This window comes from Priestia koreensis, from assembly GCF_001274935.1.
GTDB classification, from domain to species: domain Bacteria; phylum Bacillota; class Bacilli; order Bacillales; family Bacillaceae_H; genus Bacillus_AG; species Bacillus_AG koreensis.
In genome coordinates this window covers 1-26,826 of record NZ_LILC01000027.1, presented here as the reverse complement: position 1 = coordinate 26,826, position 26,826 = coordinate 1, and the positions used below count along the sequence as shown (strand labels likewise).

At 42.3% G+C, this 26,826-nt stretch carries 23 protein-coding genes; 22 read left to right on the top strand and 1 reads right to left on the bottom strand.

The window, feature by feature from the left end:
* Positions 1-2 precede the first annotated feature (2 nt).
* The 10 genes from AMD01_RS18720 to AMD01_RS18675 all read left to right on the top strand — a co-directional run bounded on the left by AMD01_RS18720 (position 3) and on the right by AMD01_RS18675 (position 9,371).
* Positions 3-278, top strand: a complete 276-nt coding sequence (locus AMD01_RS18720) for a gas vesicle protein (RefSeq protein ID WP_053402978.1) — start codon at positions 3-5, stop codon at positions 276-278.
* A complete protein-coding gene (locus AMD01_RS18715; protein WP_053402977.1) occupies positions 244-528 on the top strand; it encodes a gas vesicle protein K in 285 nt (94 codons plus the stop codon). Before AMD01_RS18720 ends, AMD01_RS18715 begins: the two co-directional genes overlap by 35 nt.
* A gap of 28 nt (positions 529-556) precedes the next feature.
* Positions 557-880: a gas vesicle protein gene (locus AMD01_RS18710; RefSeq protein WP_053402976.1), complete on the top strand. Its 324-nt coding sequence runs from the start codon at positions 557-559 to the stop codon at positions 878-880.
* A 45-nt stretch (positions 881-925) separates the two neighbouring features.
* Positions 926-1,621: a GvpT/GvpP family gas vesicle accessory protein gene (gene gvpT / locus AMD01_RS18705; RefSeq protein WP_053402975.1), complete on the top strand. Its 696-nt coding sequence runs from the start codon at positions 926-928 to the stop codon at positions 1,619-1,621.
* Positions 1,622-1,654: 33 nt separating this feature from the next.
* Positions 1,655-2,065, top strand: coding sequence for a gas vesicle accessory protein GvpU (gene gvpU / locus AMD01_RS18700; RefSeq protein WP_053402974.1), 411 nt, complete (start codon positions 1,655-1,657; stop codon positions 2,063-2,065).
* A 317-nt stretch (positions 2,066-2,382) separates the two neighbouring features.
* Positions 2,383-3,777: a cytochrome ubiquinol oxidase subunit I gene (locus AMD01_RS18695; RefSeq protein WP_053402973.1), complete on the top strand. Its 1,395-nt coding sequence runs from the start codon at positions 2,383-2,385 to the stop codon at positions 3,775-3,777.
* Positions 3,777-4,787 carry a cytochrome d ubiquinol oxidase subunit II gene (cydB, locus tag AMD01_RS18690; RefSeq protein ID WP_053402972.1) on the top strand — a complete coding sequence of 337 codons (1,011 nt, stop codon included), beginning with the start codon at positions 3,777-3,779 and terminating at the stop codon, positions 4,785-4,787. Before AMD01_RS18695 ends, cydB begins: the two co-directional genes overlap by 1 nt.
* The gene (gene cydD / locus AMD01_RS18685) at positions 4,787-6,502 is read left to right on the top strand and encodes a thiol reductant ABC exporter subunit CydD (protein WP_053402971.1); all 1,716 of its coding nucleotides are present in this window, start codon (positions 4,787-4,789) and stop codon (positions 6,500-6,502) included. Before cydB ends, cydD begins: the two co-directional genes overlap by 1 nt.
* On the top strand, positions 6,502-8,241 hold the full coding sequence (gene cydC / locus AMD01_RS18680) for a thiol reductant ABC exporter subunit CydC (RefSeq protein WP_053402970.1): 1,740 nt from the start codon (positions 6,502-6,504) through the stop codon (positions 8,239-8,241). The genes cydD and cydC overlap by 1 nt, the downstream gene beginning before the upstream one ends.
* Before the next feature lie 152 nt (positions 8,242-8,393).
* Positions 8,394-9,371: a WD40/YVTN/BNR-like repeat-containing protein gene (locus AMD01_RS18675; RefSeq protein ID WP_053402969.1), complete on the top strand. Its 978-nt coding sequence runs from the start codon at positions 8,394-8,396 to the stop codon at positions 9,369-9,371.
* Positions 9,372-9,412: 41 nt separating this feature from the next.
* Here AMD01_RS18675 and AMD01_RS18670 read toward each other — a convergent pair whose 3' ends face one another.
* Positions 9,413-11,011, bottom strand: coding sequence for an FAD-dependent monooxygenase (locus AMD01_RS18670; RefSeq protein ID WP_083446619.1), 1,599 nt, complete (start codon positions 11,009-11,011; stop codon positions 9,413-9,415).
* A 164-nt stretch (positions 11,012-11,175) separates the two neighbouring features.
* Here AMD01_RS18670 and AMD01_RS18665 point away from each other — a divergent pair, with 164 nt between their 5' ends.
* The 12 genes from AMD01_RS18665 to AMD01_RS18610 all read left to right on the top strand — a co-directional run bounded on the left by AMD01_RS18665 (position 11,176) and on the right by AMD01_RS18610 (position 26,361).
* The gene (locus AMD01_RS18665; RefSeq protein WP_053402967.1) at positions 11,176-11,844 is read left to right on the top strand and encodes a phosphatase PAP2 family protein; all 669 of its coding nucleotides are present in this window, start codon (positions 11,176-11,178) and stop codon (positions 11,842-11,844) included.
* A gap of 20 nt (positions 11,845-11,864) precedes the next feature.
* The gene (locus tag AMD01_RS18660) at positions 11,865-12,554 is read left to right on the top strand and encodes a hypothetical protein (RefSeq protein WP_053402966.1); all 690 of its coding nucleotides are present in this window, start codon (positions 11,865-11,867) and stop codon (positions 12,552-12,554) included.
* A gap of 291 nt (positions 12,555-12,845) precedes the next feature.
* The gene (locus AMD01_RS18655) at positions 12,846-13,139 is read left to right on the top strand and encodes a WXG100 family type VII secretion target (protein ID WP_053402965.1); all 294 of its coding nucleotides are present in this window, start codon (positions 12,846-12,848) and stop codon (positions 13,137-13,139) included.
* 89 nt (positions 13,140-13,228) lie between these two features.
* Positions 13,229-13,468 carry an ESX secretion system protein YukD gene (gene yukD / locus AMD01_RS18650; protein WP_053402964.1) on the top strand — a complete coding sequence of 80 codons (240 nt, stop codon included), beginning with the start codon at positions 13,229-13,231 and terminating at the stop codon, positions 13,466-13,468.
* Between the two features lie 14 nt (positions 13,469-13,482).
* Positions 13,483-14,820 carry a type VII secretion protein EssB gene (essB, locus tag AMD01_RS18645; RefSeq protein WP_053402963.1) on the top strand — a complete coding sequence of 446 codons (1,338 nt, stop codon included), beginning with the start codon at positions 13,483-13,485 and terminating at the stop codon, positions 14,818-14,820.
* A gap of 11 nt (positions 14,821-14,831) precedes the next feature.
* Positions 14,832-19,307 carry a type VII secretion protein EssC gene (gene essC, locus AMD01_RS18640; RefSeq protein WP_425415152.1) on the top strand — a complete coding sequence of 1,492 codons (4,476 nt, stop codon included), beginning with the start codon at positions 14,832-14,834 and terminating at the stop codon, positions 19,305-19,307.
* Positions 19,304-22,447 carry a type VII secretion protein EsaA gene (gene esaA, locus AMD01_RS18635; protein ID WP_053402961.1) on the top strand — a complete coding sequence of 1,048 codons (3,144 nt, stop codon included), beginning with the start codon at positions 19,304-19,306 and terminating at the stop codon, positions 22,445-22,447. The genes essC and esaA overlap by 4 nt, the downstream gene beginning before the upstream one ends.
* Positions 22,437-22,907, top strand: a complete 471-nt coding sequence (gene essA / locus AMD01_RS18630; RefSeq protein ID WP_053402960.1) for a type VII secretion protein EssA — start codon at positions 22,437-22,439, stop codon at positions 22,905-22,907. The genes esaA and essA overlap by 11 nt, the downstream gene beginning before the upstream one ends.
* Positions 22,908-23,154: 247 nt before the next feature.
* Positions 23,155-23,646: a YwqH-like family protein gene (locus tag AMD01_RS18625; RefSeq protein WP_053402959.1), complete on the top strand. Its 492-nt coding sequence runs from the start codon at positions 23,155-23,157 to the stop codon at positions 23,644-23,646.
* A 2-nt stretch (positions 23,647-23,648) separates the two neighbouring features.
* Positions 23,649-23,918 carry a DUF5344 family protein gene (locus tag AMD01_RS18620; protein ID WP_053402958.1) on the top strand — a complete coding sequence of 90 codons (270 nt, stop codon included), beginning with the start codon at positions 23,649-23,651 and terminating at the stop codon, positions 23,916-23,918.
* A gap of 69 nt (positions 23,919-23,987) precedes the next feature.
* A complete protein-coding gene (locus AMD01_RS18615) occupies positions 23,988-25,928 on the top strand; it encodes a T7SS effector LXG polymorphic toxin (protein WP_053402957.1) in 1,941 nt (646 codons plus the stop codon).
* Between the two features lie 34 nt (positions 25,929-25,962).
* Positions 25,963-26,361 (top strand): hypothetical protein, encoded by a 399-nt coding sequence (locus AMD01_RS18610; protein ID WP_169775991.1) that lies wholly within the window; start codon positions 25,963-25,965, stop codon positions 26,359-26,361.
* The last annotated feature ends 465 nt before the right edge of the window (positions 26,362-26,826 follow it).

Here is a 26,826-nt window from a genome sequence, read left to right as displayed (position 1 = left end):
CTATGTCACTGCGAGAAGATGTTGAAAACAAAGAAATCGCCCTGATTGATATTTTAGACGTTGTCTTAGACAAAGGAGTAGCAATTAGAGGTGATTTGTTAATCTCCATTGCGGGCATTGATCTCGTCTATTTAGATTTACGGGTCCTCATCTCGTCAGTAGAAACGTTAATTCAATCAAGTGAAAAAGGGAAGAAGGAGCTAACTTCTGATCAATTTGACGAACAAAGGAGAGAGCTATTGAATGGAACAACCGATGCATCCAAGTGGAAAGATTAACATTGGACGTGATAATGCCGAGCAAGGACTTGCACAGCTTGTTCTGACCGTTATTGAATTACTTCGACAAATTATTGAACGTCATGCAATGAGACGAGTAGAGGGCGGCACGTTAACGGACCAGCAAATTGAAGATCTTGGCGTTGCACTGATGAATTTAGAGGAAAAAATGGATGAACTGCAAACGATTTTTGGTCTTAGTAAGGAAGATCTGAATATCGATCTTGGCCCTTTAGGAAATTTGCTGTAAGGGATGGTTTAAAAGGAGGATACACATTATGGTCGCACAGCAGTCGACACAATCAAGTACGATCGTTGATGTGCTAGAGAAAGTATTAGATAAAGGTGTTGTAATTGCCGGAGATATTCGCGTCGGGATCGCTGATATTGAACTATTAACCATTAAAATTCGGCTGATTGTGGCGTCAGTGGATAAAGCAAAGGAAATCGGAATGGACTGGTGGGAGACCGATCCTTATCTCAGTTCAAAAGCATCCGAACATAATAAAGCACTAGAAGCTGAGAATGAGCAATTAAAGCTACGATTAGATGCGCTAGAAGAAAAGATGGAAACGAAGCAAGTAGCACATAACGAAAAGTAGGCGAACGGATCATAATAAAATTCGATTGTTACGGGAGGAAAAAACATGGGAGAACAAGAGAATCAGGTGCAAACAGAAAATAAGGTAGGAAGAAAAGGGATTATTGTACGAGCTGTCGTTGGAGGGCTAGTAGGAGCGAGTGCCGGCTATTTATCAAAAGCAGAAAATCGAGAAAAAATGCTTGAGGGAGTGGATCGTGAAGCGGCCAAACTGTTAGCTGATAGCATTGGAACCGTTGTGAAAGGGCGCTTTTCTGGATATAAGGATTCCGGAAAAGACCGAACGTTAAAGCTTGTAGATAGTATTAAAAACTCTGCACAAGGATTCTTACCAGCAAAGCAAGAGGAAGACAACCGTGACAGTAAAAGCTATGACGAACTGCAGGAAGAAAACGAAGCGCTACAGGAGCGTTTAGAAAGTCTAGAAGAAAAAATTGAGATGCTACTAGAACAACAGGCAGCGGATGTGGAGGACGAGGACGAAGAAGATGAGGAAGATGAAAACGAGCAAGAAGAGCTAGATGAAGAAAATGAAGACGAAGAAAATGACGAAGACGATGATGATGATGAAGAGGAAGAACAGGATGTAGAAGAAGAGAAAGAAGAAGAACAAGAGAAAAAGAAGAAAAAAAGCAGCGGTAAAACCAAAAAGGCATCATCAAAAAAATCATCAAAAACAAAAAAAACAGCGAAAGAGGATGAAGAAACCGAGCTAGCGAGTGACGATGATACGTCTTCATAACGAAAAAAGACAAGAAAGGAGTGCAAAGGACGAATGAGTTCTGAGGTGACAAAAGATAGCATTTTAGAGTTTTTTGTAACGGCTTCAAACAGACATGACTTTGCTCTAGATATTACACTGAACCTAAAGGGAGCGATTGTCTCAGGTACAACGATCTCTGCTAGGGAGTATTTTGAACAGCTAAGCGAAAGCTTCACGAGCGATAGCGACGTATCAGAAACGCTCAGTGAGCAACTATCAAGCGCAGGAGAGGCTGCGGATGCAGATGACGTTGGAGAAGCACATTTTATTCATTTAAAGGACGCGCGCATTTACTGCGGTGACAGCAAGCCTACGCCATCGAAGGGGAAAATATTATGGCGAGGAAAGCTCAGTGAGATTGATGGCTTTTGTCTAGGAAAAATATCGGAAACGAAAAAAACAACCTCTAAGAAATCCTCGTAGTGAAAAACGACCAGATAAAGGGAATCATTCCTATTATCCGGTCGTTTTTCATGTCACAAATCAAACACACATTATTCACATATTTTTCAAATATATAGTTCTTTGTACCTATGTTTTTCGACGTGAATGGGAGTAGATTATAGGTATATAGAAGTTATATCCAGTGCTTCCAAAAAAGTGAGTTCATGGTGCAAACACACTGTTTATTCGTCTCATTAATTTGTGAAATGTTGAGCAAATTAATAAATGAACAACTTGTGAAGTATTGAACAAAGATTTCTATCATGACAAATGAAGTGTAAGAGGGGGACGTACAGATGAGTGATTTATTTTTAGCGCGGCTACAGTTTGGATCAACGACTATTTTCCATTTTCTTTTCGTACCGCTGTCGATTGGTCTTGTGTTTTTAGTAGCCATCATGGAAACACTCTACGTCGTAAAAAAACAAGAGATCTACAAAAGAATGGCAAAGTTTTGGGGGCACTTATTTTTAATTAATTTTGCAGTGGGTGTCGTAACAGGAATTATTCAAGAGTTTCAATTTGGCATGAACTGGTCCGAGTATTCACGATTTGTCGGTGATGTGTTTGGTGCACCGCTTGCAATTGAAGCTCTCCTTGCCTTTTTTATGGAGTCCACGTTCATTGGATTATGGATTTTTGGTTGGGATCGCTTATCGAAAAAAGTTCATCTATTATGTATTTGGCTCGTATCCATCGGTACGATGCTATCGGCGCTTTGGATTTTAGCAGCGAATTCGTTCATGCAAGAACCCGTTGGTTTTATCGTGAAAAATGGTCGTGCTGAAATGAATGATTTTCTAGCACTGCTCACCAATCCACAGCTATTAGTAGAATTTCCACACGTTATTTTCGGTGCATTCGCTACAGGTGCTTTTTTCATCGGTGGAGTGAGCGCCTATAAATTATTAAAAAAACAAGAAGTTGCGTTTTTTCGTCAATCTTTTCAGATCGCGATGGTTATTGGAATAATCTCAGGACTTGGTCTTGCATTTAGCGGTCATTCACAAGCAAAGCATTTAATGGAGTCACAGCCTATGAAAATGGCAGCGAGCGAAGCGCTTTGGGAAGACAGCGGAGATCCCGCATCATGGACAGTATTTGCACTTATTCATTCAAACAAAAAGCAAAATTCATTTGAAATTAGCGTGCCGTATGCACTTAGTTATTTAGCCTATGAAAAATTTGAAGGAAAAGTTTCGGGGATGAAAACACTTCAAAAAGAATATGAGCAAAAATACGGAAAAGGAAATTATATTCCGCCTGTAAAAACAACTTTTTGGAGCTTTCGAATTATGGTGGGGGCAGGTCTCCTTATGATAGCCGTTTCAGCTGTAGGGCTACTGCTTAGCTACTGGCGCAAACTTGAAAGCAGCAAGTGGTTTTTACGAATCGCCGTTGCGCTCATTTCCTTCCCGTTTTTGGCAAATACCGCAGGATGGATTATGACTGAAATTGGCCGTCAGCCATGGACCGTTTTTGGATTTATGACAACAGCAGCATCCGTTTCACCGAATGTCTCGACAGGTAGCCTTCTTTTTTCACTTATCGCATTTACGACCATTTACGCAATTTTAGCCGTCGTTTTAGTCTATCTGTTCGTTCGCGAAATTAAAAAAGGTGCGAGTAACGAATCACCGACCGATCCACCTGTAACCATTGATCCGTTTGATAAGGAGGCGTACTTGTGATGGGACTTAGTGAATTATGGTTTGTTCTTGTAGCGGTCTTATTTATTGGTTTTTTCTTTCTAGAAGGATTTGATTTTGGCGTAGGAATGGCGACACGTTTTGTGGCTAGAAATGACTTGGAACGACGTATGATGATTAATACAATTGGCCCGTTCTGGGATGCAAATGAAGTGTGGCTTTTGACAGGTGGTGGTGCTATCTTTGCTGCATTTCCACACTGGTATGCCACCATGTTCAGCGGCTATTATATTCCTCTTGTCTTCGTGTTACTTGCTTTAATTGGAAGAGGCGTTGCCTTTGAATTTCGCGGAAAAGTACAGCATGCTTCTTGGGCCAAATCATGGGATTGGGTAGTGTTCCTTGGAAGCTTGCTGCCACCATTTTTATTTGGGGTACTGTTTACGAGTATGTTAAGAGGAATGCCAATCGATGAGAACATGAATATTCACGCGAGCTTTTCAGATTATGTGAACGTGTACTCCGTCGTTGGTGGCGTGACGATTACCTTACTTTGCTTTCTTCACGGACTTTTATTTTTAACACTAAAAACGGTTGGTGAATTGCAGGCAAGAGCTCGTTATATGGCAAAAACCGTTGTTTATGTGGTGATTGCATCGCTCGCTGTGTTTACTTGTTTGTCATATGTTGAGACGGATCTGTTCACGGTTCGTCCGGGGGTGACTATTCCAATCGTCGCAGCTATTGTGGTGTGCTATGGACTTGGGATCGTATTCTTGAAAAAGCATCGTGATGGATGGTCCTTCATCATGTCAGGTCTTGGAATTGCGCTAACTGTGACGACCATTTTTACAGCGCTGTTCCCACGCGTCATGATCAGTTCGCTAGGAAGTGCTTATAATTTGACCGTATACAACGCTTCATCCGGTCACTATTCCTTGAAGGTTATGACGATCGTAGCGGTCACACTACTTCCATTTGTTCTTGGTTATCAAATATGGAGCTACTACGTATTTCGAAAACGTGTAGATGGAAAAGGTATGATCTACTAATGGGTAAACTACTATTTCAATTCAACGGTATAAAACGAATCCTATTTGTGCTATTTCTCATGACGATCACACAAGGGGCATTCATTCTCCTGCAGGCCAAATGGCTTGCAGGAGCCATTTCTAGTCTGTTTGCTGGCAAAACGGTTTGGGATGTGCGGATGGAAATCGTCTTGTTCTTCGGTGCATTTGTGACACGGCATGCTCTTACACTGATACGTCAGCGTGTTGTGTATCGCTATGCGAAACGCACAACAACAGACCTCAAAGAGAGTGTATTAACAAAGCTGTTCGAATTAGGACCACGCTTTACGAAAAAAGAAGGAACAGGGAATGCCGTAACGCTTGTTATGGAGGGAGTTCCGCAAGTTCAGAGTTATTTAGAGCTGTTTTTGCCGAAGTTTATGAATATGATGGTGCTCCCGCTTATGATTGGGCTGTTCATTTTTACAACGGACCGGACATCAGCTGTCATTTTAGCGGTGACGCTTCCTATCCTGCTTCTTTTTATGGTATTGCTAGGGCTTGCAGCAAAAAAGAAAGCGGATCGCCAGTGGTCGTCTTATCGCCTGCTCTCAAATCATTTTGTTGATTCACTTCGAGGGTTAGAGACACTAACCTTTCTTGGTCTTTCGAAGTCTCACGAACAGCAAATCGCGGCGGTGAGCGATCGCTATAAAAAAGCAACGATGAGTACGCTTCGAATTGCCTTTTTGTCGTCATTTGCGCTCGATTTTTTCTCGATGCTAGCGGTTGCTACCGTCGCCGTTTTTCTAGGGCTTGGTCTTATTAATGGTCATCTTGAACTATATCCTGCACTGCTCACGCTTATTTTAGCACCAGAGTTTTTCCTGCCGGTTCGTGAGGTAGGAACCGATTATCATGCCACGCTAAACGGTCAAGAAGCAGGGATGACGATGATGAACATTTTACAACAGCCTGGATTTGTAAAAGAAAACGCAGTAAAGAGAGTGTGGTCAGATCATTCAAGCATGGAGCTTCGTCATATGACGGTTCAGCACGAAGAATCAGTCGCGCCGTCTCTTCAGGATTTGACCCTAACACTAAAAGGTAAGAAAACGATCGGAATTATTGGTGAGAGCGGTTCCGGTAAGTCGACGTTGATCGAGCTGCTAGGTGGGTTCTTACAGGCGAGAAGTGGAAAGATCGTGATAAACGGAACGGAGCTAACGCATCTTCAGCAGGACGGATGGCAGCAGCAGCTTCTTTACATCCCGCAGCACCCTTATGTGTTTAATGACACGCTTTTGAATAATCTGCGCTTTTATACACCAGATGCAAAGATAGAAGAGGTTGAAAGAGCGGTGCAGGCCGTGGGGCTAGATAAAGTAGTCCGGGAGCTTCCGAACGGTTTGCACGAGAAGATAGGCGAAGGGGGAAGAGCGCTTAGCGGAGGACAAAGTCAGCGTGTCGCATTAGCTCGTGCTTTTTTAGAAAATCGCCCTGTTCTTTTACTAGATGAGCCGACCGCTCACCTAGATATTGAAACAGAGTATGAGCTAAAAGAAAAAATGCTGCCTCTTTTTCAAGATAAACTGGTGCTTCTAGCAACGCATCGCCTACATTGGATGCGACAGATGGATGAAATTATCGTGCTTCACAAAGGCAAGGTAGTAGAGGTTGGCTGTCATGATGAACTCATAAAAAAACGAGGTTTTTATTATGATCTCGTTCAGGCGCAAATGGAGGCGGTATGATGAAGGAGAAAGGTTGGGTTATTCCTTATATTAAAGAACAAAAGCATTTATTCGGATTTGTGCTCATTCTTAGTGTGGTCGCAATGGCTGCCACAGCAGCACTTTTATTTACATCAGGCTATCTCATTTCGAAATCGGCTACGAGACCTGAAAATATTCTCCTCGTATACGTTCCAATTGTAGCGGTTCGGACGTTTGGGATTTTACGATCGGTGTCTCGGTACGTAGAGCGGCTAGCGAGCCATGGGCTTATTTTAAGCATTGTATCTCGTATGCGTCCGCGCCTGTATCGCCTGCTTGCGCCGCATGCGTTGAAACGGCGAGTGAAAACCGGTGAGATGCTTGGCGTGCTAGCAAATGATATTGAACATATACAAAATATGTATGTGAAAACTATTTTTCCGTCTCTTGCCGCGCTATTTTTATATATGATTTGCATTATGCTGCTCGGCCTTTTTTCCTGGCCTTTTGCTGGATTGATGGCGATATACGGACTGATTCTCGTTCTTGTGCTGCCGATCTTCTCCTTGTTAGTCGTAAAAGCAAAGCAGGTTCGAATGAAAGAAGGTCGTCACGGGTTGTACGAACGGTTAACAGACGGCATCTTAGGAATTAGCGACTGGACGTTCAGCGGTCGTCAAGCATCATTTGTGTCATCGATTCAAGCAGAAGACCGAATGTTAACGGAATTAGAAAATAGTCAGACACGCTTTGTTCGTTCACGAACGTTTTTCGCACAGCTGACGGTAGGTGTTCTTGTTGTCACCATGCTCTTGTGGACGGGGATGCAGGCCGAAACGGGTGAACTGTCAAAAACGCTTATTGCGGCCTTTATTTTAGTTATTTTTCCGTTAGCGGAAGCCTTTTTACCGTTATCCGATGCGATGAGCGACGTTCCGACTTATCAAAATTCGATCCATCGTTTGAGTCAATTGCCAGAAGCTGAGGAACAAGTCAGCAAAACAATCATAAATACAGAAGACGGCGTCCATCTTCAAATGCAGAACGTTTCATTTGGGTATGAAGATCGCCTTACTGTAAATGATGTTTCTTTTGAATTGCCAAGCGGAAAAAAACTAGCACTCATCGGTCCAAGCGGTGCGGGAAAATCGACGATCGTGAAGCTACTTTTAGGAGCTGAGCGGCCAATGGCCGGTAGCGTCCTACTGAACGATGTTCCTACTCATCACGTAGATGAAATTGCTCGGTACATTGGGGTACTCAATCAACAGCCATATTTATTTGATACGAGTATAGTAAACAACATTCGTCTCGGAAATCCAAAAGCAAGTGATGAAGAAGTATATGAAGCAGGAAAACAGGTAGGTCTGCATGATTATATTGCATCGTTGCCTGACGGATATCACACCTCTATGCTCGAAACGGGCCTGCGATTTTCAGGAGGAGAGCGGCAGCGAATCGCCTTAGCGCGCCTTTTACTACAGAAAACGCCCGTGGTTATACTAGATGAACCGACAGTTGGGCTAGATGCTCGCACAGAAAAGGAGCTGCTTCGCACCATTTTTAACGTGTTGCAAGGGAAGACGGTCGTATGGATTACGCATCACTTAGCGGGCATGAATGTGATGGATGAGATTCTTTTTTTAGAAGAAGGAGCAATAAAAATGAGAGGAGATCATCAAGCGCTATTACGTGAAGAGCGCTACCGTCATTTGTATGAGCTTGATGCACCGTTTGCGGTAGAGACGGACAACGTAGTGAAAAAGATCGTAATCTAAGTGATTATGATCTTTTTGGCGTAGGGAATATGTGCAAAAGGATAAGCCATTGGAATGGTTTATGCCTAGATTGGGACAGTTGCCTGAGGACAAGCTTGCAACAGCAACATATACATATAAAGCAATTATTTTTTAAAAGAAGTGGTGATGAAATGTCCAATCACTTTTCGATTCAATGGGTTCAAATGAAAAGCCGAGAAATTGGCTGGCTTAGTATAAAAGATCAAACGCAAGGAAGTCTTTTGTTTCGGACAAATAATGGTGCTGAGCAGTGGAAAGCCATTACGCCTAGTGGAATACAGATAAAATCAACCTTTCCGTTCGGTAAACACATTGCTTGGATTTATGGAATGAATGAAAAGGCGGTTGTATTGCATACAACGAATGGAGGTGAGCGTTGGGAGCAATATGAAGTGCCCATCAGTGAAGAGTGGGAAAAGCAAGGAAGCGTTAAGGTGAGAATGGAGTTTATAAATGCAACGCACGGCTGGCTGCTAGTGACAGGGAAAGGTGAGAATCAGCAATCTCTGTATCACACAGAAAATAGCGGCAAAAGCTGGCGGCCGCTTCGCTCAACTAGCTTACCGAGCAACATTTCCGGTATGAAGTTTGTTAGCAAGAAAAATGGCTGGATTACCCTTCACGATGAGTTAGCCCGAAATCTCGTATATCGGACGATGGATGGAGGGGTATCGTGGCAACAGGTTCGGTTTTTTACTTTAGATCGTCCAGGTATGTATTATGCCCGGAAGCCGCTTTTTATCGATAATTTGCTGATCATTCCTATCGAAGAAAGCATAGGCGGAATTTACCGGATTATGATTTACTCCTCTCCTGATTTAGGACGTACATGGAAGGTATCTCGTATGATTCCAAGCAAGCAGGGGGTTTCACTGTCCTTTTCTTCTCTTCATTGCGGCTGGATTGTAGACGGTGAAATGGGCGTGCTATATCGTTCCAAACAGCGCATGCAGAAGTGGGATTTGTGGGAATATGATGAAAAATTAAAGGGAGCAAGAGGATTGCATTTTTATAGCGTAACGGAAGGTTGGGCATGTACAAACAAAGCGTTACTTTACACGAAAAATGGAGGAAAAACGTGGAGAACTAAAAAGCTGCCCATTATGTAACAGCTGAAGACATATACCCTAAAATGAAGCGGACAAGCGTACTACGCTTGTCCGCTTTGTGATGTGAGAAAAAATTGACACTGCTCGTTAAATGAAGACAAAGAGGAAGCGTGAACACCGACATAGCCATCTGGTCGAATAAGCAGATAAGACCCCGGCTCTGCATAGCGATGAAGCGCTCGTTTATCATCATATAAGTGTGACACGCCTTTTTTTGAAGGACCGCCTTTGGTGATGACAGACACGTGACCGGGATAGCGATGAGAGAGATGCTGAATTTCACCAAGTTCTTGGTCAGTAATAGCATCACGATATAACAGCGTAAGAAAGCCATACTTCTGAAGTAAATCATACAGCCGAACACTAGAACCATTCGGATGTAGCAGTCGCATATCAGGAAGTCGATCTCCTGGCTGTATGCTAGTTCGTGACAAATGCGGGTCTTGAAGTGTCTTGTAGCATCGTTTGTAGGAAAAGGAAAGATTCATGAGTCGAGCAAGAATCTGCTCTTGTGCGACTGACGTACCAATCACTCTTTTTCCTACATTATTTCGCGCTTGTCGAGCAAATTTGTGTTGAAGAGTCGCAGCGCGTAGCCCCATCGTAGTTGAACGCAGAATCGTCCGAGCAATCGGTCGTCGTTCCTTTTCATAGGAATTTAGCAATGACAACGGTGAATGTCCTTTTAAAACCGACGCAAGTTTCCAAGAAAGGTTTGCTGCATCTTGAATACCTGTATTCATTCCTTGTCCACCAAGTGGGCTGTGAACATGAGCGGCGTCACCTAGAAAAAAGACGTTTCCTTTTCTATAAGAAGAAACAAGTTTTTCAGCGGTGCCGAACTGTGAGAGCCACGTAGATTCTTGAATGGTAATATTCCACGGGAAAATTCGATTCACGCTTTGCTGAAATTCATCAAGGGTGAGCGGAAGTTGATGGGATCGCTGCTGCTGAGTCGAATCTATGGTAATAAGTCGTGTTACGTCATTCCCAAGAGGAAGGCAAAAGCCAACTCCGCTATCGGTTAAAAAAGCATTTAAATAGCCGTCATGCGGGACGTTAGTTGCTTTTACATCACCTAAAAAATACGTCACATGATGGGCAGAGCCTTTAAATGGAACGCGCAATTTCTCCCGAACAGAGCTGTGAGCACCGTCACAGGCAAGGACGTAACGTGCTTGAATCGAAAAGAATGAATCCTTGTGTTGGAGAGTAACCACTGATTCTTGCTCGTTCTGTTCAAGATGAAAAAAGGACGTGTTTCGCTGAACCGTGACGCCTTGTTCTGATAGATAGGTTTCTAAAATGCTTTCAGTTTCTGCCTGTGACAGAACGAAAATGTACGGATACGGTGTATGAAGGGAGCCGAACTCTACTGTGGCAGGTGACTGATGACCAAAATGGATTCGTGCACCTGCTGCAGGATAGCCCCGGTCAATAAAGCGTTCTGATACGCCCAATAAATGAAGCATCTCAAGCGTTCGTGGCTGAATACCAAATGCCTTGGAGTAAGGGGAACGCTCCGTTAGCTGATCAACAATCATACAGGAAACCCCTTGTTTGGTTAATAAGTTGGCTGCCGTTAACCCAACAGGTCCTGCGCCGATAATGAGGACATCGATTTGTGTCATGGTCATCATATCCTTTCCGTTAGTCGATATAGCTTATTGTACACCTTTTTAGTGTAAATACATGCGTTCTGTAAAAGAAACAGCATGTTCACACATGCACAAAATATGCCTAGAATGGTATGATAGTCAATGAAATCAAGTAGTAAAAAATGAATTAGAAAAGGAACGCGTATATGAAACTAAAATTTTTATTAACAAAAGCATTTCTTATTAGCTTACTATCCATTATTGCCTTTGGATCGATTGCCTATTTCGTAAAGCGAGATGACATTGTGGCATTTGATCGACCCATTATCTCCTTTGTGCAAGGATTGGAAAATCCCGCTCTCACGCCAATAATGAAGTTCTTCACGTGGCTAGGCTCCACTACAACGGTCATTGTTCTTTCGCTTCTCATTATTATTCTATTTTACACGGTGCTCCGCCACCGCTTTGAATTAATTTTATTTGTGTGGGTAATGGCAGGCTCAACGATTCTTAACCAAGTATTAAAAGCATTATTTCACCGCGAACGACCAACATTTCATCGATTAATTGAAGAGCTAGGCTACAGCTTTCCAAGTGGTCATTCAATGGGTGCCCTCTCCTTATATGGAGTCGTATCGTTTCTACTATGGCGTCATATTTCAACGAAGTTCGGGCGAGGATTGTTAGTAGCGTTCAGTACCATTTTTATTTTAGCCATTGGCATTAGCCGTATTTATCTAGGTGTTCATTATCCAAGCGACGTGCTAGCTGCTTATTTTGCCAGCGCCTTTTGGCTCATTATTTCAATCTCGTATTTCCAGCGCTATATGAAGCGTAGAAGCAATCGTACGATTAATCACCAATCATCATTCTAGTATGAAAGGGGAAGAAGTACGTGATTACGTTTTTACAAAAGTATCGAAAGGAAATCAATCTTTTAACTAAAGAGGAGATTGCTGACTTATCTCCCTCTACTATTCCAGACTATTGGATAAGCGTGTTTCAAGCAGACGCGTTTTCTGAAAGGAAATCCCGTTTATTAGCTGCTTGGAACAACGTGGTGGCAGAGGAAATGTCGATCACGATTTCTTATCTAACTGATTATCTTGTAGAAATTGAAATGGTTGAATGGAATGGATTTTACTCCATTATTTATGGTGTTCAAAATCCAATGAATGAGGTTCTCTACTACGAGGGAAGAAATCCGCTTGATTCTTTCAACAACGATGAGCTTAAGCGCTATTGGAGCCAAACTCCAGCTTCTATTATCCGTTTTTATAGCGAGCTTCATAATGGGTTTTACTATTATGCAAGCGAGTCCATGGGACTTGTACCTGTCGAAGAAATTTGTTATCTAGATGACTATGAGTGGGGAATAGTAGATGATTTGGAGAAGCCACTAGCTATTCGATTCTCTTCCTCGTTTGGTTTCTTTGCAAATGGAATGGGTGATCATGTTGTAATAGATTACAGTCAGATTCATCAAAAGTGGGCAACACTATGGTTCCACGATGATCAGCCAACCTACGGGATTGAATTTTGGGATGTGATCGATGAATGGACAACAATTGGATTTCAAGTGTAAGAGCGATGGCTGCCAAAGCCATCGCTTTTTCTTTGCTAGAATTAAAATATCCATATTATAGAATGATAGGAATATAATAGATTTTTGAATTTTCTGTCATCTTGTGACGTTTATCATAGTGGGAGAAAAGTAAATAAGTAAAAGTTAATGGATTTTTTTGGTTTTAATTCCTTATGTTAGTGGTATATGTAGACATATATTCTCATTTTTAGAATATTTACCGAGAACCTTTGACCTCGGGCAAAAAAGTTTTTACAATTAGTGTAAATCCATACAAGGGAGAGATGTTCAATGTCAGGAATTATTCGCGTAACACCAGCTGAACTTCGTGAAATGTCAACTCGTTACAATTCAGAAAGTGGTCATGTTCAAGAATTAATTAGTCGTCTTGATGGAATGAAAAGCCAACTTCAAGATATGTGGGAAGGTGCTTCAAGTGATGCGTTCGCAGCACAATACGAAGAATTAAAACCTTCTTTCGTACAAATGCAAAATTTATTAGCTGATATTGCGAAGCAATTAGGCGACTCTGCTAACGTTCTTGAAGATACTGACAACCAAATTGCGAGCCAAATTCGCGGTTAATTACGTCATCTAACAATCTAATGAAATGTCAAAGGAGCGCCAAATTCTTAGCTGATGAAGGCGCTCCTTCTATGTTTTGAGGTGAGAATATGTATATAGAAGTGACGATCGATTTAAAAAACTACACGGGAGAACGCCTAGATTTACGTCTCTCTAACTATCATTCTATTAAAAAGATGATTGATATTGTATGGCAAGCAAACCGCATTGCCCGTCTGCCTCGTCAAGGATACTGGGTTCGAATTCCAAACAAACAGATGGTGCTATCGGGAAACGAGAAGTTAGCCGATTGTGGGATTACGACAGGAGACTGCATTGAAATTCTGTGAAGGAGTCTGCGAGAATGTCAGAGAAAAAACCAACTTATCTAGAACAGCAAATAGATGCTGAAATTATAAAAGAAAAAGGCACCTACACCTTCACATTTCAACGAGAGAAAATTCGACTTGATCAAGCGATTGAGGTGGAATTGCTGAAGGAAATGGACCCTCTTTTTAAAAGAGAGATTGTGACAAATGAGAACGAGCTCCGTGTGATCGTACATACCCAAGAGCAGGACAAGCCGTTTCAAGCCCTAAAGGGTCGCTTAGACTTACAAAGGTGGATGTTTGGTCATCAGCTTGTTGAAAAGGTACGTGATCATGCGTATACGCGCTTGCATTTGGTCGTCTGTCCAGAAAACATTGTATTTAATAAAGGAATGGAGCCATTTTTTCTTCATTACGGAGTGAAAGAGAGTCTACCACCGTATGAAAAAAACGAGGAACGCTTGTTTAATGAGCTGAAAGCAACCGTTGCAGCAGCGGTGGATACGAAGTATTCATTCTTTCAATATTTGACACAGCATAAAACGCTTCAGCTTTCAGAGGATACGAAGCGAATTATTGAATGTGATACTACGACGTCTCTTTTACACGTTTTAGAAGAGCGCATTGATCAAATTGATCGACATGAGCGTTCGCTCGTTCGAATGCCGAAAAAGAAGTGGAACTGGCTACGTTACAGTACGATTGGATTAAGCGTGCTGCTCATTCCAGCTGTCGCATACATCATGTACGCTCTCTTTTTTCAACAACCAAAACAAGAGGCATTTATGGATGCAAACAAGGCATTTATCCAAGAAAACTATAGCGCGGTGGCCGACGCTCTAGAAGCATATGATGTGGATGAGATGCCGATGCTCATTAAATACGAACTTTCACGCTCCTACGTCATGAATAAAAATCTTCCACAAGAAGCAACGGCAAATATTTTAAACGCCATTACGCTTCAGTCGGACGAGGATTACTTAAATTACTGGATTTACATTGGGCGCGGAGAAGGAAAAGCAGCGCTTGATATAGCGCGTACCATTGATGAGCGAGATCTCATTATTATGGCGCTTAATACGTATACAAGTGAATTGAAGTCTGATAATGACCTGGCAGTAGATGAGCGTCAGCAAAAGCTAGACGAAGTGAAGCAAGAGCTTACAGAGTTCAAAGATGAGATTAAAAAGGAAGAAGAGGAAGCAGCTAAGCAAGCAGAAGAGGAAAATGAATCATCCTCACCTAGCACGCCGGCGCAAACGGCACCTGCGAAGCCAAGTACTACTCAGCCTTCTAAACCAGCTCAAAATCAACCTGCGGGGCAGAAGCCAGCGACAGAAAAGCCTGCTACAGGTGCAAATAATCCATCATAAGCAGGAGGTGAATGAGAATGATGCTATGGATTTTTCATAATGAAGCGTACCAGCAGTTAGCAATCGACCCGACGACTTTTCGATTAGCGACCATCGGGCCGAGCTATGATGATACGATAACGGTTTCTTCTTTTTCTTTCGAAAAGGGAGAAATAACCATTACTAAGAACGATGATACAGGAGGGCTATCTCTTTCACAAGGGGATAAAGTAGTAGGAGAGCTTGTCGCCTATGAGCCTCTTCGCCTATCTGAAGGTGATCAGCTTATTACCCTTGTAGTGACACCCTCACCGGTAAACAAAGGAACTTATTACATCGGAAAGCATCCTGAGCTTTTTTTATCGGGCGAACACGGAACAATTGTTCAAACAGAAAGTCTGATTCACGAAGGACAGGACGTGAAGCTACTCCGTTTAGGAACGTCATGGACATTGTTCCCTGGTCGATCACCGGTGTACGTAAACGGAAACGTGGTTCACGAAGAGCACTCCTTACAAGCGGGTGACCTAATCTTTTGGTCGGCTATGACGCTACGTTTGATCGAAGACGACCTGCTCGAAGTTATTAGCTGGAGAGACTTTGAAACAACGCTGTCGATGACTGAGCGGCCAATATCAGAAATGAAAAAGAAATATCCGTTTTATCGTCGTACACCTCGTATGATGTACGACCTACCCGATGACAAGGTGCAGCTGTCGTTTCCCATTCAAGATAACGATGACGGAGGAAGAAGCTTATGGCTCACGATTTTACCACCGCTTGTGATGATGGTGGTAATGGGAGTAGTGGCCATTATTCAGCCGCGCGGACTGTTTATGATTGTTTCGGTTATGATGTTTACGACAACGTTAGTCGTATCAACGGTTCAATATTTCAAGGATAAAAAGATGCGCAGAGAAAAAAAAGAACGACGAACGCGCATTTACTCCAAATACTTGGAAAATAAGCGTGAAGAGCTTTATCACGTATCAGAATCTCAGCGTGACATTTTGCACTATCACTTTCCAACGTTCGATCGAATGAAATACTTAACGCAGCAAATTTCCGATCGTATTTGGGAGCGCACCGTTGAGCACGAGGATTTCTTAGAAGTTCGTTTAGGGGTAGGAAGCGTTCCAGCAAGCTATACGATTTCCATGAATAACGCAGATATGTCGAATCGCGAAATGGACGAGCTGATGGAGCAGTCACAGGAGCTTGAGAAAATATATCGCGAGGTTCAAAATGCTCCGGTTACAGCTCATCTTGGGCACGGTGCAATGGGGATTATCGGAAAGAAAACGACGGTGAAAAAGGAACTACAGCAGATGATCGGGCAGTTAGCCTTCGCTCATAGCTATCATGATGTGCGCTTTGTGCTGATTTTTGATGAAGCGGATTACAGCGAGTGGGAATGGCTCAAATGGCTTCCACACTTTCAGCTCCCTCATACATATGCAAAGGGCTTCATCTACAATGAGCAATCACGCGATCAGCTCCTTTCATCGATTTATGAGCTCATTCGCGAGCGAGATTTAAGTGAAGAAAAGGAAAAACGTGTATTTCTTCCTCATTTTGTCTTCATCATTGCGAATCAATCACTAATCGCTGATCACGTTATTTTAGAATACTTAGAGGGTGAACATCCTCATCTTGGCTTCTCTACCATCTTTGCAACAGAAGCGAAGGAGAGCTTAACAGAGCACATTCATACGTTAATTCGCTATGTGAATGAGGAAAAGGGCGAGATTTTAATTCAGCGTAAAAAGGCGGTTACGATTCCTTTTGCTCTCGATCAGCATCGTACAGAAGACAACGAGCCGTATGCACGTATGCTTCGTACCCTTATTCACCAAGTGGGAATGACCAATTCCATTCCGAACAGCGTGTCATTTTTGGAATTGTTTAAGGCAAAAGAAGTGGACGAACTCGATATTTCAGGCAACTGGCAAACGAGAGAATCGGCTAAGTCACTTGCTGTTCCCATCGGTTTAAAAGGGAAAGAGGATTTAGTTGAGCTGAACCTTCATGAAAAGGCACATGGACCGCATGGACTTTTAGCAGGGACAACGGGATCAGGGAAGAGTGAATTTTTACAAACGTATATTTTATCGCTAGCCGTACATTTCCACCCTCATGAAGTGGCTTTTCTCCTCATTGACTACAAGGGTGGGGGAATGGCACAGCCGTTTAAAAATATGCCTCATTTACTTGGAACGATTACAAATATTGAGGGAAGCCAGAACTTTAGCGCCCGGGCACTCGCTTCGATTCGAAGTGAGCTTAAGCGCAGGCAGCGCCTCTTTGATCGCTATGAAGTAAATCATATTAATGATTACACGGATCTTTATAAGCATCAGCAGGCTGAAGAGCCACTTCCTCATCTGTTTTTAATTTCCGATGAATTTGCGGAGTTAAAAAGCGAGGAGCCAGAGTTTATTCATGAGCTTGTCAGTGCGGCGCGTATTGGGCGAAGCTTAGGGGTTCATTTAATTTTAGCGACGCAAAAGCCGGGTGGGGTTATTGATGATCAAATCTGGAGTAATGCGCGCTTTAAAGTCGCCCTTAAGGTTCAGGATGCAACAGACAGTAAAGAAATTATAAAAAATGCGGATGCCGCCTCTATTACCGTTACGGGTCGTGGTTACCTGCAGGTCGGAAACAATGAAGTATACGAGCTGTTTCAGTCCGCGTGGAGCGGAGCACCGTACATGGAGGACAGCTTCGATACGGAGGACGAGGTAGCGATCGTTACCGATTTAGGACTAATCCCGCTATCGGATGTGTCTGCACAGCCGACGAAAAAGAAGCAGGTTCAATCTGAAATTGAGGTTATTGTTGATCGAATTGAAGAGGTGCAGCATGAGCTTGGGATTAGAAAGCTAAACAGTCCGTGGCTTCCACCGCTTGAAGAACGTCTTTACCGATCACAGTATGAATCTGATCAGGAAGATGAGTTCCCGATTGGCTTAGTGGATGAACCAGAAAAGCAAAGTCAAGAGTCTTATAGCTATCGGATGATGGACGGTGGTAATATTGGGATTTTTGGATCATCCGGTTACGGAAAATCCTTTACTGCGATGTCACTCCTGATGAGTTTCGCAGAGCGCTACACGCCTGAGGAGCTTCACTACTATATCTTTGACTTTGGAAATGGGACGCTTTTACCACTTCGCCAGCTTCCACATACCGCTGACTATTTCCTAATGGATCAGGAGCGTAAAATTGAGAAATTTGTGGGGATTTTGAAGCAGGAAATGGCAAGACGTAAGCAGCTCTTCCAAAAGCGTGAGGTAAGTAATATTAAAATGTACAATACGCTAAGCGATGAAGAGCTATCGATCATTTTTATTACGATCGACAATTTTGACTTGGTCAAAGATGAGATGTCTGACTTGGAGATGCAGTTTACGCAGTTTGTACGTGACGGTCAGTCGCTCGGAATCTATATGATTTTTACAGCGACCCGCATTAACTCTGTCCGTCAATCACTCATGAATAACTTAAAAACAAAGGTTGTTCATTACCTTATGGATAGCTCAGAGTCTTATTCAGTTTTAGGAAGAGTGCCATATAAACTAGAAGCAATACCAGGCCGAGCAATTATCAAAACAGATAACGCCTTTTTTGCTCAAATGTTCTTACCGGCTGATGGAGAAAATGACTTTGACATTTCAGAGCGTATCAAACAAGACGTACAAGCACTAAAAGTGAAATATTGCGAACAGGAAATGCCAGATCCAGTGCCAATGCTGTCTGCTGAGCTTCATTTAGATGAACTACTAGAGCATCGCAGAACTGTACATGATATTGGGGTTGTGCCACTTGGCCTCGATGAAGAAACCGTTCGTCCGGTTCACATGAGCTTTAAGAAAAATAAACATTTCTTAATCATGGGACCAGGGTTTAAAGGAAAAACCAATGCCGTGAAGTTGTTTCTAACAACCGCTATGTCACAAGGAATTCACCATATTGGGTTATTTGATTCCATTGACCGAGGCTTGACCGCTTACGCAGGAGAAGAGCAAATTCAGTATGTCGAAACAAAAGAGCAAATCGTGGCTTGGCTTGATGCCACAGAAGCAACGTTACAAGAGCGTGAACAGCAGTACTTGGATGCCGTTCATCAGGGTACGGTACAAAACCTATCCTATACGCCCATTCTTCTTGTGATTGATGGGTTTGGACGATTCCAAAAAACCATTGATGCTCTTCTGCAAGAACGTATTACAAAGCTAATGAAAAACTATGGTCACTTAGGATTTAATTTAGTGGCAGCGGGTGTTCCAACGGATTTCTCAAAGGGCTTCGATGCATTAACAACGGAGCTCAAGCAGGTATCTCAAGCACTGCTGCTAATGAAAAAATCCGAACAAACTCTCTTTACGCTGTCGTATGATCGCAGAGAGCCAGATATTAATCCTGGATTTGGATATTTCGTTGAAAATGGTAAAGCAACGCGCATTCAAATCCCATTATGCACTGTTGAAAGGAAGATCTTAACATGAGTGAGAAGCAAAGGTACGGCGTTAAGCTCGTATTAGCCATCGTTTTAATACTGGCGCTTCCGGCTCTGTTTTTCCAATATGTTGGTGACAACCCGCTAAAAGTATCTGATACGGCTTCAGGTCAGATTGCAGTGGTAAACGAGGACCGAGGTGTTGGAGGAACGGATGGGGGAAAAGAGGTTGATTTCGGAGCGAAAGTAGCTCCGATTTTACAAAAAGATTCACAATACGAGTGGAAAAACGTGACCCGCTCGGTTGCGAATCAAGGATTAAAAAGCGGACAATACGAGGCGGTTGTCTACATTCCGTCAAATTACTCAAGCAGTGCTCTTACGTATACGGATAATCGTCCTGAAAAGGCAAGTCTTCAGTATCGTGTCCAAAGCCGTCTCACGTCTGTTGATAAGCAGAAGGTCGTGCGTGAGCTAGAAGCGGCGTCATCAAAAGCGAGTAATGAAATTACATCTCGCTACTGGAACTACGTCGCGCAAGAAATGGATGATGTGCGCGGAAAGTTTGACAACATTTTAGATAAGGAAATCAAGTTCCAAAAGACGATGCTTGCGTTTTACAAGCCAGGGTCGAAGGATTTAGCAGGAGAGCTTGATAACCAAAAGAAAACGCTCGAACAGATTCAAGAAAGTGTAAAAAATGCGGAAAAAGGATCAGCGACTCGAAAAGAAGACGTTCAGCAAATTGAAGCGAACCTAGAAAGCTTTGTACAATATGTCGATCAATACAAGGCTTATCAAGAAGCGCAGGATTCTTTATTGCAGCAAGCACAGGCAGCAAGTCTGCAAAGCTTGCAAACAAGCATTCAGCATGTAGGTGAGAATCAAGAAGGCATTCAAGCGCTATTCCAAGATCAAACAAGTCAAGTGTCGAGTAGCATTTCATCATTAGAGCAACAGCTACAGGCACAGTCACAGATGGCAGAGGAGTTACAAGTAGCACAGGCAGACAAGTCTGCTACACAGGAAAGCGATTTGAAGACGTTTAATAACGATTTATTAGATCAGTATCGCCAGCAAGAAGCAATTACAGCGTTTAACGAGCTAGAGGAAAAGCTTATGCCGCTTCGAAAGGAGCTACAAGTACCAACTCCTGAAAAGCCAGACCCTGAAGTTCCAGGAGACGGGGGCACAACACCACCAGGAGACGGGGGTACAACACCACCAGGAGACGGGGATACAACACCACCAGGAGACGGGGGTACAACGCCACCCGGAGATGGAGGTACAACGCCACCCGGAGATGGAAGTACAACGCCACCCGGAGACGGAGGCACAACGCCACCCGGAGACGGAGGCACAACGCCACCAGGAGATGGGGGTACAACGCCACCAGACAACGGGCCGTCATTTGAGGCTGAACGTGCAGAGTTAACGGCTCTTGCAGCAAAGGTATCCGAAACGAAAAAGAAGCTTGAAGAAATGACGGGTGAAAAAACACCAGAAGTAACGGAAGCGATTGAATCCTTAACGGATGTTGCCGCTCGCATTGAGGCAGTAGAGAAAAAATTAGCCGAACAAGCATCAGCACCATCAGCACCATCAGCACCATCTGATTCATCTGAGCTACAGCAAAAGTACGATGACTTGCAGAAGCGATTTGCAGAAGTACAGAAGCAGCTGTTAGAGCTACAGCAACAGCAAAACAACGGTGATTTACAGAAGCTGCAAAAAGCCTATGATGAATTATCAGCAAACTACAAAGATCTGAATGAACGATACGAAGCTTTAAAAGCTTTTGTAGATGATATGACAAAACTACCTGATGAACGCAAGGAAGATGTGGCGACCATTGTCGCGTTAATTAAGCAAAAAGAAGAGCGCATTCAGTCGTCTTACCTTCTATCAGACGAGCGCAAACAGCGACTTCAAGAGGAATTTAGTCCAGTCATTCAAACGTCCGATATTAAAGCGTTGATTGATTATAATGACTACCTTTCAAAATACGAGCAGGCGTTAAATCAAGTAAGTCGCACTGATACAAAGAGCGTTCTGTTAAATAGCGATGGAACGAATGAACGTGTTGGAAGCATTGTGTACGGAACAGGGAATACGGAGGAACTTGGAAATAGTTTGAAGGAAAACGTTGATGCTTCTAAAGATCAATCGACAAACTTAAATGATGTGGTGGCAAACTTTGTGGAGCAATATCAACAAACTATTGCCCAAGAACAAAGTACGATGATCACAGATTTAACACAGGTTCAAGATCGTGCGAACACGATGACTGAAATCCTTCAGCAGACCAATGATCCAAAGCAAGAAGCAGATCCGAACGTAGGGGGACTTGTTTCATTGCAACGAAGCATGGGCCAAGAGCTTCAAGGTATGAATTCGTTAATTGAATCTCTCGGGGAGCGTCAGGATAAAGTCGTGACCTATACCGGAGATCTTCAAAAACGAGTCAATGACGTTCAAGCAAAAGCGGATGAACTAAATACGAAATGGGCAAAAAATGTAGACTCCACAAAGCTTGTGCATGGGGATGTTTATAAAATTTTAAGCAACACGTCCATTAACGGTCAGCCAAATAACTACGTGTATAACTATCTAGCAAATCCTGTTCAAATAAAAGGAGATGTACCGGCAGAGAAGATTAAAGAAGTGCCACCGGTTGTTATTATGGTCATTATCTTGATTAGTAGCTTACTAATTGGATATTTCAGCCATTATTATCGAAAAGCGCCTCTTTTAGTACGAGCAGCGTTATTTGGTCTATTAAACTTAATTGTTGGATTAATGATCAGCATTTTTAGTTTAAACATTTATACCTTATCCGATGACCGTTCCATTCAGTGGTCGGTATATACGATTCTATTGCTTGTCGCAACCTCCCTCATTGTCCAGCTTGCGTTCCTTGCAAGTAACTTTGTTGGATGGATTGTTACAGTCATACTCATTTTATTCTTTATTACGCCGCTATTAACATTGTCTATGCCGAACTTCGGGTATGAAGATCCGGTATCAAAAGTGTATATGTCGATTCAATATGACACGCACACATTATTTACATCAGCGGTTATTGCATTGGTTGGCCTTATTGTCATTTTAGCTGCCCTACCAGCCGTTGTTCGTTTTATGAAATCGAACAACCACCGAGTGGAGAGTGATGAGACTTATGACGCCTAACAAACAGATACGAGGGACCTTCATTTTGATGGTCCTTCTCTTTTTACCTATTCATACGGTCTATGCGGCTGACGATATTGACCGCCTTAAGCCCAATGAATACAAGAAAAACGACCTTGAATATGATCCAAATTCACTTCGTCAAGGAGATGAAATTCAAAATCTCCCCGAAGAGTTTCAAGGGCTTGATTTTAAGCGCACAAAGAAAAAAGAAGAAAATGAACTAAATGCGCAGCTGTTTAAAGATACAGGAAAAAAGAAAACAACGCTTGCTTCACAGGTAAAAGAGCTTCATTTGTTTTCCGCTCCACCTGTATCTGTTCGAGGAGGGGCGGAAAGTGTTGCTTCCTCAAAGGTATCCTCCACGCTCAAATGGACGTTAGGCGGCGTGCTGTTCATTAGTATCATTCTATTGTTCGCTTTGCTTCTACCAAGAATATTACGGACATCAGAGAAATAGAAACTCTTTAGAACAACCAAAAATGGCCTATGTTTTTTGGTAGGATAAAGATAGATAAAGAGACAGAGGTCCATAAAACCTTTCCTATTATAGTTACTAATGAAAGTTAAATGGGTATTTATTCCTCTTTTTGAGGTTGATTTGTAAAAAACACTTGAAAAAAGAGAGAATCTTCCTATTTAGGTTATGGTGTGAACATTTTATACTATAAAATATGGAAATTATGTATAGCACGGAGGTGTTACAAATGGGTGTTGCACATGAACTAGAGGCAATATCACAGTCGATTTCAGCAAAAGTAGCCGAAATCAATGAAAAAATTCAGCGTCTTGAAACGGCGAAAAAAGATATTTTAGAAGAAAAAACAATTTCGATGAATGAGCTCAAGCTTGTGACTAATCCAGAGCTTGGCGAGAGCTGGACAGGTGAACGCGCGACGAAATTTGATAAAGATCGATCAAGTGCTAAAAAAGAACTAAATCGCATTTTAACAGACGATTACGAGGAGTATATAAGCTCTATTGATAGTAAAATCAGTTTGCTTGAACTTGAACGAAGTGCTCTCAACAAGCTAAGCTTCCTAGCGCATGAAACGAGTGTGCTAGCTGAAAAAGGATCTGCGATGATGGATAAAATTCAGCATGAAGGACATGCAGCAGTTGAAAGTATCCAAAATCAAGGAGAAAAGCTCATGTCAGAAGTAGCGAGCAAAATTAGTTTTATTAAAGGGAGTCTGTGACGATGTCAACGATAATTAAATTGGACTACAAAGCGGTGACAAGTGAGATTAAGAGCGTTGCATCAGCTAAGGACAGCATTTCGTTCCCCGAATTCAGCGCTGACGAAATTGGTAAAAACGTATTAGACATTACGACGAAGTGGAAAGAACAAGAAGTGGCGATCTCAAATCTTGTCACACAATACATTCAAGTATTAACGAAGAATTTAGAAGACACGCAAAAAAACGTAGATTTGTTAAAAGAACAGGATGAATCAATGGTTCGTAACTAATGGTAAAGCAACAAATGACACCATTTAACTAGTAAGCATACTCGATGGATAGAGAGGAAGGCTTGATTAGTGCAAAATGCTATTTATGAAGCGAGCACGCTCTCCGCTGCGGCGAAAGAGCGTGTAGCCGCTTATACCAGTTTAAAAGACCAAATCAAACGATTAAAAACATCTTTTCAAGGAATCACTAGCCTAGAAAATGATTTTAAAGGAAAAGGTGCGAATAACATTAAAGCGTTTTATAAAGCGCACATTGAAATTGCCGATCAGTGGCTGAATTTAATTGAAACGCACATTGCGTTCTTTAAAACGGTTCATACAAAGATGGCAGAAGCCCATTTAGCAGGGGAAACGTTTGTTGCGGTGCCGTTTTTAGAACAAAACTTAGATGCGAGCACAAAGCAGGCGAAAAAGATGGTAGCGGATCAGAAGGATGCGCTACAGGGCATTTTTCATCAAATCGACGATATTCTCTCACTGAGCGTATTTTCGAGTGAACAATACGATAAGCATATTGATGACTCCGATACAAAACGACTGCACACCATTGAAGCCGTAGACGAACTTGACCAAGATCTTGTTGGTGATTATGATAAAATGAAGCAGTTCTACGATGTGGTGAACAAAAACATCCAAGCGTTAATCAACGCCACGAAACAAAACGGCAGCGCCTCACCGATGTTTTTTAACTCCAAGTCTTACCATGCGAGCGAAGCCTATCAGCTCACAAAAGGGGCAGACGCTGAGGCTGTGGCGTATGTGAAGGAAAAGAAAGCCGAGCGGAAAGCGCACGCTGACCGTGTTAAAGCCAAAAAAGAAGCAGCCCTTGAGAAGAGGCGGTTAGCGGAAGAGGCGAAAAGAAGAGAAGAGTTAGGGTTCTTAGCGCCGTTTGCGGATGCATGGGATGATGTATCAGGTGGTGTGCAGCATGCGGCCCACGCTACAAAGGATACTTGGGACGCAGGTGTGGACAAAGTGAAGAAAGGCACCGAATACGTGGTCGAAACGGCTGAAAAGAGTTGGGACGGATTTTCGGACGGAGCAGGCGATGCGATTGGTGATACGTGGCATGATGCTGTACAGCTTGTGACCCATCCGATTGAAACCGGGAAAAACATCGCAAAAGGTGCTAAAGCGGTCTGGGACGATCCAACAGGAGTCGCAAAAAGCATCGGACAAAGCATCGCGAAGTCATGGAACGAACAAATCGTCCACGGTGATGCCGAAAGTAGAGCGCATGCGCTTTCTTACATCGCCACGAGTGTTGCGATTGGGGTACTGGGTACAAAAGGTGTGGACAAAGTATCCAAAGTATCGAAGCTAGAAAAATTAAGTAAGTTATCTAAGGCTACAAAAAGTCATACGGAAGCGATTGCAAATCGAACGCAAACAAAACTGGATGCACTTTTAAGGAATCCAAACAGCTTAGAAGATCGACTGATAGGAGAAGGCTATTGGACGGCCAGTCGTCAAGGGGATGATTTGCCGAGTAACAGAAACGAAACCCCACCTGCAAACAACCGCCGATCGGTCGAACCACCTAAAACGCGTACAGTCGTGGAGAAGGTTTCAAAAGCGCAGCTAGAGAGTATGAAAAATAAAAAAGGTGCTCAGTATAAGGTTGATGGGAATCGAAAGATTGAGCGGGTTGAGAGTACTAAGGGTACGGGTAAAGTCGATTTGACTAAAACAACTAACCCTGAAGATTTCTTAGATGAAGTAATGAAGCGACAAGGGCTAGATGAATTACCGGGAAGATTCAAAGAAAAGTGGGTTGATGGTGATTATAAATACGAGATAAGAGCTCACGAAGCTGAAACTCAGTATGGAAAATCGGGAAGTATTTATAGAGTGGGAAGACAGAAGCCTGGTAACGGAACAGAATATATGGATTCCAATGGGAAATGGCACCATGAAAGTACATTAAAGGAAACACATAAAGATGGGCGGCCGAACCCTTTATTTAATGAAGAGGCTGCAAAAGATACGCATATTCAGTTAAATAGATGAGGAAGTGACAATATTGAGTGAACAAAGGGTTTTTATGAATGAAAATGAAGTACTTCAAGTAATAACACGAATCAATGAATATGCTTCTCAAGAGCTATGGATGGATTTTGATGTTGCTTTATCAAATGGATGGGATTTGACAATTATAGGCCGGTTGGATAATACAATAAAAAAGGTTAATATTGAGATTAATTTTGAGCAAGTGCACTTTGTTTCTCTACCTTTTGGCTGGAAAACAGATACATCATATCCCGTAATTAGATTAGCTACTGAGGAAGAAATAGAGAATTTAACAGATAAATTTGAAGTGGATAAAGGTAATTATATTTTTAAGTTCATTGCTGAGGGTTTCAATAGTGAAAAATATTACTTTGTTGGAGCGAAACAAATCTCCTGTCGATTACTTGATAAGCAGACTAATGAGTTAAAATAAAATATCAAGTTTAATCTGGAAGATTTATTGAGCAATAAGAACATGGATAGCGAGAAAAGAACGAAAATTGGGCTAGACCTTTTGAATGGAAAGGACAGTATAAATATGGAATAACTAACAAACTGACGAGAATGACAAAGCTCATGGTGATAAACAAGGAAATAATAGTTTTTTAATTGTATACAGTTAAAGATATCCTTGAATTTGAATTAATAACTCATGAAGGCTAGACTATAAAGGAGTGCTATTTTGACAATTAAGCAATAAGAGCTAGAATAAGCGAGATGACATTTTACTTACATGGGACCACTTATGGATGTCAGAGGGACGAAACACACGAGATTAAACAAGCTAAAGTGTTTAAACGTTACACTTGCCATGTAGTAAAACAGATGTCATACTGTCAATACTAAAATAACTTATAAAACTTGCAAATATTTATAAACTTAAAGCACTTGATTGCCT